The 13,379-nt window shown below is 36.1% G+C and carries 12 protein-coding genes, 2 tRNA genes and 1 pseudogene; 12 read left to right on the top strand and 3 right to left on the bottom strand.

Annotated elements, in window-relative coordinates; all coding sequences use genetic code 11:
* The first annotated feature begins 60 nt into the window (after positions 1–60).
* The 10 genes from NSU19_RS19515 (at position 61) to rlmH (ending at position 8,279) form a co-directional block, all read left to right on the top strand.
* A tRNA-Lys gene (locus NSU19_RS19515) sits at positions 61–136 on the top strand.
* 104 nt (positions 137–240) lie between these two features.
* Positions 241–313 (top strand) — tRNA-Phe (locus NSU19_RS19510).
* A 309-nt stretch (positions 314–622) separates the two neighbouring features.
* Positions 623–1,336: a response regulator YycF gene (gene yycF, locus NSU19_RS19505; protein ID WP_063387767.1), complete on the top strand. Its 714-nt coding sequence runs from the start codon at positions 623–625 to the stop codon at positions 1,334–1,336.
* Positions 1,337–1,338: 2 nt separating this feature from the next.
* Entirely contained in the window at positions 1,339–3,171 is a 1,833-nt protein-coding gene (gene walK / locus NSU19_RS19500) for a cell wall metabolism sensor histidine kinase WalK (protein ID WP_339198159.1), read from the top strand.
* Positions 3,168–4,511, top strand: coding sequence for a two-component system activity regulator YycH (gene yycH / locus NSU19_RS19495; protein ID WP_339198157.1), 1,344 nt, complete (start codon positions 3,168–3,170; stop codon positions 4,509–4,511). Before walK ends, yycH begins: the two co-directional genes overlap by 4 nt.
* Positions 4,498–5,313: a two-component system regulatory protein YycI gene (gene yycI, locus NSU19_RS19490; RefSeq protein WP_094244808.1), complete on the top strand. Its 816-nt coding sequence runs from the start codon at positions 4,498–4,500 to the stop codon at positions 5,311–5,313. The genes yycH and yycI overlap by 14 nt, the downstream gene beginning before the upstream one ends.
* Positions 5,314–5,322: 9 nt before the next feature.
* Positions 5,323–6,117: an MBL fold metallo-hydrolase gene (locus NSU19_RS19485; protein WP_130158225.1), complete on the top strand. Its 795-nt coding sequence runs from the start codon at positions 5,323–5,325 to the stop codon at positions 6,115–6,117.
* Positions 6,118–6,237: 120 nt separating this feature from the next.
* Complete coding sequence (locus tag NSU19_RS19480) at positions 6,238–7,461, top strand: S1C family serine protease (RefSeq protein WP_339198154.1); 1,224 nt, start codon at positions 6,238–6,240, stop codon at positions 7,459–7,461.
* 57 nt (positions 7,462–7,518) lie between these two features.
* On the top strand, positions 7,519–7,674 hold the full coding sequence (locus tag NSU19_RS19475) for a CxxH/CxxC protein (protein ID WP_339198152.1): 156 nt from the start codon (positions 7,519–7,521) through the stop codon (positions 7,672–7,674).
* A gap of 125 nt (positions 7,675–7,799) precedes the next feature.
* Positions 7,800–8,279 (top strand): 23S rRNA (pseudouridine(1915)-N(3))-methyltransferase RlmH, encoded by a 480-nt coding sequence (rlmH, locus tag NSU19_RS19470; RefSeq protein WP_339198150.1) that lies wholly within the window; start codon positions 7,800–7,802, stop codon positions 8,277–8,279.
* Between the two features lie 410 nt (positions 8,280–8,689).
* On the opposite strand, the gene NSU19_RS19465 is transcribed toward rlmH, so the two are convergent.
* Entirely contained in the window at positions 8,690–9,550 is an 861-nt protein-coding gene (locus NSU19_RS19465; RefSeq protein ID WP_339198148.1) for a nuclease-related domain-containing protein, read from the bottom strand.
* 142 nt (positions 9,551–9,692) lie between these two features.
* Positions 9,693–9,785 (bottom strand): annotated as a pseudogene (locus NSU19_RS19460) (arginase); the annotation flags it as partial.
* A gap of 250 nt (positions 9,786–10,035) precedes the next feature.
* Between NSU19_RS19460 and NSU19_RS19455 the strand changes: the two are divergent.
* Together NSU19_RS19455 and NSU19_RS19450 are read left to right on the top strand one after the other, a co-directional pair.
* The gene (locus tag NSU19_RS19455) at positions 10,036–11,850 is read left to right on the top strand and encodes an AlwI family type II restriction endonuclease (RefSeq protein WP_339198145.1); all 1,815 of its coding nucleotides are present in this window, start codon (positions 10,036–10,038) and stop codon (positions 11,848–11,850) included.
* 1 nt (position 11,851) lies between these two features.
* A complete protein-coding gene (locus tag NSU19_RS19450; RefSeq protein WP_144598408.1) occupies positions 11,852–12,412 on the top strand; it encodes an AlwI family type II restriction endonuclease in 561 nt (186 codons plus the stop codon).
* Positions 12,413–12,451: 39 nt separating this feature from the next.
* Here NSU19_RS19450 and NSU19_RS19445 read toward each other — a convergent pair whose 3' ends face one another.
* Complete coding sequence (locus NSU19_RS19445; RefSeq protein ID WP_339198141.1) at positions 12,452–13,357, bottom strand: Dam family site-specific DNA-(adenine-N6)-methyltransferase; 906 nt, start codon at positions 13,355–13,357, stop codon at positions 12,452–12,454.
* Positions 13,358–13,379: the final 22 nt, after the last annotated feature.

Raw genomic sequence — 13,379 nt, 5'->3', positions numbered from 1 at the left:
TAGAAGAGGAAGGGACATCTGACAAATTTTAAAATGGATTAGAAGGAAAAAATTTTTTATGAGCCATTAGCTCAGTTGGTAGAGCATCTGACTTTTAATCAGAGGGTCGGAGGTTCGAATCCTCCATGGCTCACCATTACAATCGAGAAATATTATACAAGCTGCCTCACATTCGAGAATCCACATATATGAAAGGCTTGAGAGAGGGAAAAAGAGTTCGCATTCTTGAAAACTTTATACGGCTCGGTAGCTCAGTCGGTAGAGCAAAGGACTGAAAATCCTTGTGTCGGCGGTTCGATTCCGTCCCGAGCCACTTCATACGCACGGTTTATCCGTGCTATTTTTGGCTATAAGTAAGTTAAACCAAAATTGGTAACATTTGTGGTTGTAAATAGAAATTTGATTTCTCATCTCAAGCTGTTACAATAAGATAAAAATTGATATAATAGGTTTGATAGGAATTTACAGGGGTTTACTCTAAGTTCCAAAACCTATTGAATTTAAGACCTCTAGCAATAGCTAGGGGTTTTCTGCTTGTTTTTTCCATTTGTATTGAAAGTTGATGATGAGATGAATGTAATCGTGGTAAAGTAAAGTTAATAGATCAAAAGGGGAGAAAATGATGGAAAATAAAAAAATATTAGTTGTTGATGACGAAAAACCAATTGCAGATATATTAGAGTTTAATCTTAAAAAAGAAGGTTTTGATGTATACTGTGCTTATGATGGAACAAGCGCGATTGAAATGGTGGAAGAAATTAAACCTGACTTGATATTGTTAGATATTATGCTTCCCAGCAAGGATGGAATGGAAGTGTGCCGGGAAGTTCGAAAAAAATATGAAATGCCGATTATTATGTTGACTGCGAAAGATTCAGAAATCGATAAAGTGCTTGGTCTGGAGCTTGGTGCTGATGATTATGTGACAAAACCATTCAGCACAAGAGAGCTCTTGGCAAGGGTAAAGGCAAATTTACGAAGACAGCAAACAAATGCTGCAAGGGAAGCGGCTTCTGAACAGTCGGAAATTCAAATCGGCTCTCTCGTTATTCATCCTGATGCATATGTCGTTTCAAAACGGGGAGAAACGATCGAGCTTACTCATCGTGAGTTTGAATTGCTTCACTATTTAGCGAAGCACATTGGACAGGTCATGACCCGAGAGCATTTGCTGCAAACCGTTTGGGGATATGACTATTTCGGAGACGTCAGAACTGTAGATGTCACGGTTAGAAGACTTAGGGAAAAAATTGAAGACAACCCAAGCCATCCAATATGGATTGTGACAAGAAGAGGGGTAGGTTATTATTTGCGCAATCCTGAACAGGAGCAGTGAACATGTATAGCAGTCGAGTGAGTTTTTTACGTTCGATACATTTTAAAATTGTGCTGATCTATGTGCTTCTGATTATTTTGGCTATGCAAATCATCGGTATTTACTTCGTTAAGGAATTGGAATCTTCTCTTATAGAAAATTTTAAATCTTCCCTTTCGCAGCGGATTGATTTGCTGGCTTACCAGATTGAGCAAGCGATGACGAATGAAGAAGTGGACGAATCATTGAATATGGAAGATGAGATATCTGCTATTTTGCAAGATTTTAAACGGGAGGAAATTCATGAAGTTCGCGTAGTGGACCAAGATGCGCGTGTCATCGGGACATCTGATTACAACAAAGATGTGATCGGGAAAAGAACAACTGAAAATATGATTAAACGGACTTTAATCGTCGGTACGCCTGAAAGCAATATTTTGCTTGATCCGCAAACGAAGCATCGAATGTACGTATCAGCGACTCCGATCGTCACAGATTATAAACGAGAAACAATTGGCGTTGTTTATGTCGTTGCCTCAATGGAGGAAGTTTTTTCACAATTGCGGACGATTAACAAAATTTTTGCAACAGGCACAGGGATGTCCCTTCTTATTACCGCGGCGCTAGGAATTTTTCTTGCCCGCACTATAACCCGTCCGTTGTCAGATATGAGAAGGCAAGCGTTGGAGCTGGCAAAAGGGAATTTTTCCAGAAAAGTAAAAGTGTATGGAGAAGATGAAATTGGACAGCTTGCATTAACATTCAATCATCTCACGGAAAAATTGGAGGAAGCACAGGAAACAACTGAAGAAGAGCGCAGAAAGCTGGCGTCTATTATTACTCATATGACAGAAGGTGTCATAGCTACAGATCGGCATGGAAAAGTAATTGTCATGAACAATCCGGCCCATGAAATGTTGAATGTTTCACGTGAAACAGCCTTAGGAAAATCAATTGTGGAGCTTTTAGATTTAACGGATGAATGTACTTTTGAAGATTTAGTGAACCAGCAAGAACCGATGCTGTTAGATTTCAGCACAGAGGAAAAACCGTATATATTACGAATCAGCTTTTCTACGATACAAATTGATGAAGATCATATTAACGGATTGATTGCAGTAGTTTACGATGTAACAGAGCAGGAACGAATCAACCAAGAGCGGCGTGAATTTGTCGCAAACGTTTCTCATGAGCTGCGGACGCCGCTTACTACAATGCGCAGTTATTTGGAAGCATTGGCGGAAGGGGCTTGGAAAGACGAAACGATCGCACCAAAATTTTTACAAGTGACGCAAAACGAAACGGAGCGGATGATTAGGCTGGTTAATGACTTGCTCCAGCTATCAAAACTAGATAGTAAAGATTATCAATTAAATAAAGACATGGTGAATTTCACAGACTTTTTCCACAAAATTATTGATCGTTTTGAAATGTCTAAGCAGCAGCATGTCACATTTGTACGAAACATTCCGAAAAAAAGCCTTTATGTAGAAATTGAACCCGATAAAATTACGCAAGTGCTCGATAATATTATTTCCAATGCATTGAAATATTCTCCTGAAGGTGGAAAAATCTCTTTTCAAGTAAAAGAACAAGTTGACCATATTGAAGTCAGTGTAAAAGATGAAGGCATTGGAATTCCGAAAGAAAGTGTGAAAAAAATTTTTGAACGTTTTTATCGTGTTGATAAGGCTAGATCACGCAAAATGGGCGGAACCGGTCTAGGTCTTGCAATTGCAAAAGAGATGGTGGAAGCACACGGAGGAGAAATTTGGGTGGAAAGTGAAGAAGGAAAAGGCACGACTGTATTTTTCACATTGCCATATGAACAGAACCAAGAGGATGATTGGCTATGAACCGGGAAACGATAAAATCCATTATTTTAACATTTTTAGTGCTGACAAGTTTATTCTTCACCTGGAATATTTGGACATATCAGCCAAACTACGGGGAAATTTCGAACTCCAACTATATTGAAAACAACCCGTTAAGCAATGTAACAAAAAAGCCTTATGAAGTCGTGCAGCCGGATCATATTATGATTCATGAAAAAATAAAACATTACGCAACTTATGACGAAATCGTCATCGAAAGAATTTGGAAGGATATCCGTCAGTGGGAGCTAGAAGAATTCAAAAATATTTCTGGAGAGATTGAAAAGCAATATGGTTTTAATCAATGGATAAACAGGGAAATACATAATTCAACCCCTAACTTTGAAGTTATTTTTAACGACTCGATTCCGATGTCAGCCCTCTTATCAATAACCGACTGGACGGATGAAGAAGATTTCAATATAGAATTTGATCGGATTTACATTCCTCTGACAAACGAGAAAGCGAACCGAAAGCTTTATTTAGTCGACTACGAGCATAAATATGTTGTAGAAGCACAGGTGAAAACCGCTTTAAGCAATTTGTGGACGGAAGTGTATAAAGAAAAAGAAAGCTTTGAAAGCTACGTGTTTTGGAACGGATTATTTTTGCCTGAAAAGCCGTTTCCGATTCATCGCCTTCAATATTTTACAAAATCAATGAGCGGTGAGCAGTTTAAAAATGCATTGTTTAGTGATCCAAGTTATGTAAAACGGGATGTCAATGCTTCCGAATTTGTGTATACAGACAGCTCCCGTCAGCTTGTCATCAACGAAGATAAAGAAAGGGTTGTTTACGTTAATCCGACAATTGACCAGTCTTTAACGACGGAAAAAGGAAAATTGATCTTGCAGAGCATTGATTTTTTGAACAAACATGGCGGTTGGCTGTCAGGATTAAATGATTATCGCTTCGAAAAAACGGATCAAGAACAGAAAATTTATTTTCGTCTAACGGTTCGAAATTTGCCAGTATTTTCGTTCAGCGATTCGCATTATTCGATCACGACGATTATGCAAAGCTGGGGAAAGAATGATATTGCCTTATATCAGCGTCCGTTATTTTATTTGGATGGTTTTATCCGGGAAGATAAAACGACTTTACCTAAAGCAGCAGATATAATTGAAGCTATTAAGGATAATCCAAGCATTGAAGCCGACAAAATAAAACGTATTTTTCCCGCTTATGACATACAACAGTCGTCACGGCAAAATATCGTAAATTTGGAGCCGATATGGTGCATTGAACTCGAAAACGATAAATATCAAAGGCTGAATGTGAAAAAAGCGGGTAAAGGAGGGGAAGGTATTGGATTGGAGTAAAACGAAAACGGTGTTTATTATTGCCTTCCTGATCCTTGATATTTATTTAGCTTTTCAGTATGTTGAAAAAATCAAAAGCTCCAAATATGATATGATCACGAAAACGACGATTGAAGAGCAGTTTGCAGCGGAAAATATACAATTTGGGAAGCTTCCAAAAGAAGTAATAGAAGGTTCTTATATAACGGCAGAAAGCAAAATATTTAAGGAAGAAGAAATCGAACAACTGAAAAATCAAAAGCCGATGCTGCCTGATGAGGAGTTGACTCGTTCGGTAACAAAGCTTCGGATGAGTTTTGACAAACCGATTCCAATTGTAGGAGAAAGTATCGAAAATAAGATCAAGCAAATTTTAACAACACAAATCATTGCGGGCAGTCAATACAAGTTTTGGCGCTACAGCAAAGAAACAAGGGAAATTATTTGTCTGCAGGAATACAAAGGAAAAATTATTTTTCAAGATGTAAGTGATGGAATCGGTATGATTGTCTTTTATTTAAATGATAAAAATGAAATTGTGTCTTATCAGCAAACATTGCTAGAAGATATAAAAGAATTGGAGAAGCAGGAAATATTGCCTGCGATTAAAGCATTGGAAGCTCTTTATGAAAAAAATGATTTGAAATCTAACAGTAAAGTAACCGATGTAGAATACGGATATTACACACAATACCCGCTGTCGGAACAGCAAATTTTGGCTCCGACATGGCATGTAGTTGTCAATAAAACAGAAGATTATTATGTGAATGCATTGGAAGGTCAGGTCATTAAACCGGAGAAAGAGAATAATAATTTGGAGTGAGTGAAGGAAATGAGCCTTAATTTCAGTGTTCTTGCGAGCGGCAGCACAGGGAATGCCATTTATGTAGAAACAGATGAACATTCCCTGTTAATCGATGCAGGATTAAGTGGTAAACAAATGGAAAATTTGTTTCAAGAAATTCAACGGGACATAAAAAATTTAAGCGGTATATTAGTCACCCATGAGCATAGCGATCACATCAAGGGACTTGGAATTTTAGCGAGAAAATACGAAATTCCGATTTTCGCGAATGAAAAAACGTGGAAAGCAATGGAGAGAGAAATCGGCGAAATTCATTTAGAACAAAAGTTTACTTTTGAAATCGGCGAAACGAAATCGTTTGGAAGTTTAGAGGTTGAATCATTTGGCGTTTCCCATGATGCAGCAGAACCAATGTTTTTTGTGTTTCACCACCGTGGAAAAAAACTAGCGTTAATTACTGATACTGGATATGTAAGCGACAGAATGAAAGGGATCATACGCGGTGCAGATGTTTTTATTTTTGAAAGCAACCATGACGTAGAAATGCTGCGAATGTGCCGGTATCCTTGGAATGTAAAACGAAGAATTTTATCTGATGTTGGACATGTTTCAAATGAAGATGCTGCACTTGCTATGGCTGATGTCATTGGCGACAAGACGAAACGAATTTATTTGGCGCATTTAAGTAAAGAAAATAATATGAAAGAGCTCGCACGAATGTCTGTCCAGCAAGTATTAGAGAAAAAAGGATTCGTTGTCGGAGAACAATTTGAATTATATGATACAGATCCAAAGAAACCGACGCCTCTCGTAGCTGTTTAAATGTTTGAATTTCCCCATCGTTGGGTATGTTAATGTTGTCATATATTTTTCCTGCCAGCTCGCGTTATACTATAATAATGTAGATAAAATCATTCGTCATCGGAAAGGAATGATGAGGCGATGGGATATTATGATGATGATTTTGAACGGTATAATAACAGAAAACAAAGGGGAAACTGGGGCGGATCATTATTGGCTGGGTTAATCGGAGCCGTGTTAGGCGCGTTATTAGTTATTTTCTCCCTTCCAGCATTAGCACAATTCAATATTCTTCCATATAATCTGAACATCAGTCCAGAGCAAACTGAGGAAGGGGAAACAGGAAATGTCCAAGGGCCAGTCAAAACAGTAAATGTAAATGTGAATTCAGCAGTTACAGAAGCAGTTAATAAAGTGAGTGATGCGGTTGTCGGAGTCGTCAATATTCAGCAAGTAAGCTTCTGGGATCAAACACAAGAGGGAGAAGCAGGAACAGGATCAGGGGTCATCTACAAAAAGGAAGGCGATAAAGCCTATATTGTAACAAATCATCATGTTGTAGCCGGAGCGCATCAATTGGAAGTTGTATTAAACGACGAAACACGCATTCCCGCTGAACTTGTCGGCAGTGATCAGCTGATGGATTTAGCAGTATTGGTTGTGGATGCAAAGCATGTTAAGAAGGTTGCTGAATTCGGCAATTCGGACACAGTCAAACCGGGTGAGCCGGTGTTGGCAATCGGAAACCCGCTCGGCTTGCAATTTGCTGGGTCTGTTACACAAGGGATTATTTCTGGAACAGAACGGACCATTCCTGTTGATATTGATGAAAACGGAACAGTGGATTGGCAGGCGGAAGTGCTGCAGACGGATGCCGCGATTAATCCGGGAAACAGCGGCGGAGCACTTGTGAATTTAGACGGGAAAGTAATTGGAATTAATTCCATGAAAATTGCTGAATCCGCGGTGGAAGGAATCGGACTGTCTATCCCAATTAACATTGCAATTCCGATTATTAATGATCTTGAAAAATTCGGCGAAGTGAAGCGTCCATATATGGGAATCGGTCTTCAGTCTCTTGAAGACATCCCAAGCTATTATTGGGAAGAGGCATTAAATTTGCCAAAGGGCGTTAAAAACGGCGTGATTGTGATGAGTGTTGAGCCGATGTCGCCAGCTCAACGCGCAGGTTTGAGAGAGAAGGACGTAATTATAGAGCTTGCTGGGAAAAAGGTTGAAAATGTTCTCCAGCTTCGAAAGCAGCTATACAGCCAAAAGGTTGGAAGCACAGTGGAAGTAAAATTCTATCGAAATGGCGAGTTGAAAACAGTGAAGCTGAAGCTCGTTGAACAAAAATCTTTTTAAAGAACAGGAAGGCGGAATCAGCTTTCCTGTTTTCATTATGGGGTAGGAGGATTATAAATGTATTGCTGCGAGGATCATATTGATTTAGCAATCGACATGTATGTAGACCAGTATGAAATAGCACCAAATATTCAAAAAATTGAATTTAATCACAGCTTATCCACAACCTGTGAATTGTGCAAAAAAACCGCAGTATATATAGTTGGGAACTGATTTTCGGACACGAAATATAGAGGTATTCATCCACAATTGTGGATAAAATCTGTGGAATATTTGTTATTTTATGTGGGAAATAGTTATCAACATGTTGATAAAATAAAAAAGGGGAAATATGAAAGTTGAACATTCAAATTATAGCGATTGGGAAGCTGAAGGAAAAATATTTAAAGCAGGGAATCGACGAATATTTAAAGCGTCTTTCATCGTACGCAAAAGTTGACATCATTGAACTTCCTGATGAAAAGGCTCCTGAACAAATAAGCCCGCAGGAAATGGAACTAATCAAAAACAAAGAAGGCGAACGAATTTTAGCCAAAATCCCGTCCGATGCATACGTCATCGCCCTTGCCATTGAAGGCAAGATGAAATCCTCGGAAGAGTTCGCACATAGTATAGATAAACTGGCCACATACGGAAAAAGCAAAATCGCCTTTCTAATCGGAGGCTCTCTCGGCTTAAGCAAAGAGGTAATGAAACGGGCGGACGAAGCCCTCTCCTTTTCCAAAATGACCTTCCCCCACCAGCTCATGCGTCTAATTTTGCTCGAACAAATCTATCGGGCATTTCGGATTATGAGGGGGGAACCGTACCATAAGTGAATAGCGGTTTTTGGAGATAGCTTAGTAGATGGATTTTGGAGAAATGCCACTGTGAAGGACAAAAATAATCTAATAAAATTTGTAAATGTCATTCATAGAGGCGATGAAGTCCAAAAAGAAGCAATTGTATATGCTAAATGTCCGTCATAAAACTATTGAAGAACATAATTAAGAAAGAGAGCATAAGAAAAGTCCTTCATAAGACTCCTGAAGGACATAAACAAGATAGGAAACATAGGAAAAGGGGCTGTCTAATAAGTCGATTTTCCGGCTTATAGACGCCCCTTTAATGTTTTAGAAACGTTGATATATCAATGCTTATGATGTTTCGTTTTCAATGGATTTTGACTTTCTGGACAACCCCAAAATAAGAATAATACAGTCTAACTAAAGGATAGATCTTCTACTTATTACTCATAATAAGTCCATTGACGAACTCCTACTTGATTAAAATTATTGTTTAGAATTCTTCTAATTCTCTTTTTAGATGGTACCATTTGACACCATTCATGAATTGCATTCGTAGTAATCCGATGATCTGGAAAAAGAAGCTTAAATTCCTTCACGCTCCGTATTACGGCAGCAGTAACTAATTCTTCATGTCTGCATTCCTTACATACACATTTTCTTCCTTCGATGTAGATAGAAAAAGACTTGCATTGAACACAAGTGATCCCTTTTCGTACCTGTTCATAATCATATGATGGTAACTGTTGATAAGGCGATTCAGTTATATGTAAAGAAATAAGTTGATCCGCTAGTTTCTTGTGTTTTCTATTTAACTTTGAAGGTTTGGTATTTAGTTTGTCCCAATATTGGTCTAGTTGAGTAGGAAAAATAAATGGTTTATTGAGAGGTGCTTGATATAGGGTGAAATTAGGATTGATAAAAACAACCGAAGCATCAATTTGAGGATTAAAACCAAGATTAAGGAGTAGCTGGCGTAATAAATAATTACTTCTATTCAATTGATGAAGAGGATTAATAATTTCGGATTTGGTTATTTTAAACAACATATCTGATTCGTGATAATAATCCCCTTCATAATTTTTGACCTCAAATAAATAATTTTTCTCTGAAGTTATAATTAAAGAATCAATTTGGAAGTTGGTATTATTTATATTTAGTAGTAAGTCATTTAAAATAATGCATTCACATTGAAGTTTCTCTGTTAAGGCATCAAATAAAACTTCCCCTTCATAATCCATTCGAGTGTTCAAAAGCTCCATAATTAACAATTCTTTAGACTTAGTTCGAGCTTTATAAAGCATAGTCTACGTCCTTTCATTTAATGGAATTGGTTATATGTTGTTGAGTTGATTATCAATAATGCGAGAAGACTATGTATGGAAAAAAAACAAGTGCAGAGTATTGCAACGAAAAATAAGATTTGATTGTATATGATTCATTTGAATAGTTTAATCGCTCTAATCGCTCAACTATACCAGCATATCGAATTGCGCTTGACCCCATATCAACACCTCTGCGCATTTGACCTAAATCCATTGGAACCCCTATTATTGATATATTTTTTTCTTCAATTTTTAAATTCCCCTTTTAAATTCTACTCTAACTATAAGCATAAAAGTTATTTCTAAATGGTTCAACTTAACAATAAAGTGTATAAATATTTATTATGTCTTTTACTCAAAAACGAAAAATATTTAAGTTTTTGAGTAAAGGACATTTACTTTTTTTGGTTAATCAGTATAATCTAGGTATACATCACATTTATGGGTCTTACAGGAGGGATTAGATGGCTAAAAAAGTTAATTGGTATGTTTCTTGTTCACCTAGAAGTCCAGAAAAAATTCAGCCTGAGTTAAAAGTACTAGCAAATTTTGAGGGAAGTTATTGGAAAGGGGTAAAAGGGTATAAAGCACAAGAGGCATTTGCTAAAGAACTTGCTGCTTTACCACAATTCTTAGGTACTACTTATAAAAAAGAAGCTGCATTTTCTACTCGAGACAGAGTGGCACCAATGAAAACTTATGGTTTCGTATTTGTAGATGAAGAAGGTTATCTTCGTATAACTGAAGCAGGGAAAATGCTTGCAAATAACCGAAGACCCAAAGATGTTTTCTTAAAACAGTTAGTAAAGTGGCAATATCCATCGTTTCAACACAAAGGTAAGGAATATCCCGAGGAGGAATGGAGTATAAATCCTCTTGTATTTGTTCTTAGCTTACTAAAAAAGGTAGGCGGCCTCAGTAAATTAGATATTGCTATGTTCTGTTTAACAGCAACAAATAATAATCAGGTGGATGAAATTGCAGAGGAAATAATGCAGTTCCGTAATGAACGTGAAAAAATAAAAGGACAAAATAAGAAACTTGAGTTTACTGAGAATTACTTTTTTAAAAGATTCGAAAAGATTTATGGAAATGTAGGTAAAATTCGTGAAGGGAAATCTGACTCTTCACATAAGTCAAAAATTGAAACTAAAATGAGAAATGCACGAGATGTGGCAGATGCAACCACAAGATATTTTCGATATACAGGTCTATTTGTTGCAAGAGGGAATCAACTCGTCTTAAATCCAGAAAAATCTGATTTAATTGATGAAATTATCAGTTCATCAAAAGTTGTAAAGAACTATACGAGAGTAGAGGAATTTCATGAATATTATGGAAATCCGAGTTTACCACAGTTTTCATTTGAGACAAAAGAACAACTTTTAGATCTAGCCCATAGAATACGAGATGAAAATACCAGACTAGCTGAGCAATTAGTAGAACATTTTCCAAATGTTAAAGTTGAAATACAAGTCCTTGAAGACATTTATAATTCTCTTAATAAAAAAGTTGATGTAGAAACATTAAAAGATGTTATTTACCATGCTAAGGAATTACAGCTAGAACTCAAAAAGAAAAAGTTACAAGCAGATTTTAATGACCCACGTCAACTTGAAGAAGTCATTGACCTTCTTGAGGTATATCATGAGAAAAAGAATGTGATTGAAGAGAAAATTAAAGCTCGCTTCATTGCAAATAAAAATACTGTATTTGAATGGCTTACGTGGAATGGCTTCATTATTCTTGGAAATGCTTTAGAATATAAAAACAACTTCGTTATTGATGAAGAGTTACAACCAGTTACTCATGCCGCAGGTAACCAGCCTGATATGGAAATTATATATGAAGACTTTATTGTTCTTGGTGAAGTAACAACTTCTAAGGGAGCAACCCAGTTTAAGATGGAATCAGAACCAGTAACAAGGCATTATTTAAACAAGAAAAAAGAATTAGAAAAGCAAGGAGTAGAGAAAGAACTATATTGTTTATTCATTGCGCCAGAAATCAATAAGAATACTTTTGAGGAGTTTATGAAATACAATATTGTTCAAAACACAAGAATTATCCCTCTCTCATTAAAACAGTTTAACATGCTCCTAATGGTACAGAAGAAATTAATTGAAAAAGGAAGAAGGTTATCTTCTTATGATATTAAGAATCTGATGGTCTCATTATATCGAACAACTATAGAGTGTGAAAGAAAATATACTCAAATTAAAGCTGGTTTAGAAGAAACTTTAAATAATTGGGTTGTTGACAAGGAGGTAAGGTTTTAAAATGCAAGATATTCTGGACTTTTATGAAGAAGTTGAAAAAACGATAAATCCTCCAAATTACTTCGAGTGGAACACATATAGAGTTTTTAAAAAACTAGGTTCCTATAAGAATCTAGTCCCAAACTTTAAGCTTGATGATTCAGGTCATCCAATTGGTAATGCCATACCAGGTGTTGAAGATATATTAGTTGAATATGAGCATTTTTCAATTTTAATTGAATGTTCCCTCACGATAGGGGAAAAGCAACTAGATTATGAAGGGGATTCAGTCGTCAGGCACCTACAAGAATATAAAAAAAAAGGAATAGAAGCATATACTCTTTTCTTAGGAAAAAGTATTGATCTTTCTTTTGCAAGACATATAGGTTTTAACAAGGAATCAGAACCTGTAATTCCATTAACAGTAGACCAGTTTAAAAAGCTAGTTACACAGCTGAAAGGTGATGGAGAACACTTTAATCCTAATAAACTAAAAGAAATACTGATAAAATTATTACGAAGTGACTTAGGATATGATCAAGCTGAAGAATGGCTAACTTTCATTGAGTACAATTTAAAATGAAATTGAAAAAGGAACAATGCCAGTTCATTGTTCCTTTAACTAATGAATAAGTTCAAGTTGCTCATATTTTTCTTCTTTATTTTTTCGTACATAATCATAGTTCTTGATTATATAATGCTTTGCTTCATTCTTAAATCTATTTCTAATGTTTACAGAATAGCTTTTATGATATTCATCAACGATATAATCTTTATATAGTTCGGTAGTTAATTCCGTTTTACTAATGATCATTAGTGCACGGCACTTTAAGTTTTTAAACTCTTCAGCAAGCCTACGATGTTCCCTCTCGTCGAAATCACCTGTAAACTCCATATTTCCATAATCACTAAAAATACAATCATATGGAGGATCAAGAAACATGAAGTCATTTGGTTTTGCCATCTTAAAAATTTCAGAAAAATCTTTATTATATATTTCTGTTTTTTGAAGCAGGTTATGGTGTTGTTTAGTAATGATTTTTGTATTAAAGTTTTTGTATCTTCCAAAAGGAACGTTATATTCTCCTTTACTGTTATACCTTATCATCCCACTATAAGCAGTTTTATTTATAAAATAATAAATTACTGCGTCTAGCCATTTTCCTGATGGATAGTTAAATTCGTTCCTTAGCTCATAATATAGTTCTTCATTTTTATTTTCCACTCTGACACCAGCAGGAGCAAGAGCTTTTTTTTCCTCATATTCCTTTTGGTTTTTTTCATATATTTCCTGTAGTTCGTTTAATTGTTTAGTTACCTCATCAAAATTGTGCTTTAATTGAAGATAGAACTTATAAAGCTTAGAATTAATATCATTGATAACTGATTTTTCATGTTCTAAATGGAAGAATACAGCACCACCCCCAACAAAGGGTTCAAAGTAGGTTTCAATATCATTGGGTATATGGTCAATAAAGAAAGGAATTTCTGCTTTTTTTCCACCACGATATTTTAAAATAGGTTTCATCTAATAACCTCCAATTTAATAG

The organism is Aeribacillus sp. FSL k6-2211 (assembly GCF_037966125.1).
In the GTDB taxonomy this organism is placed as follows: Bacteria; Bacillota; Bacilli; order Bacillales; family Aeribacillaceae; genus Aeribacillus; species Aeribacillus composti.
Note: the sequence above shows the minus strand (reverse complement) of the source record. Positions and strands in the feature narration are given on the sequence as shown.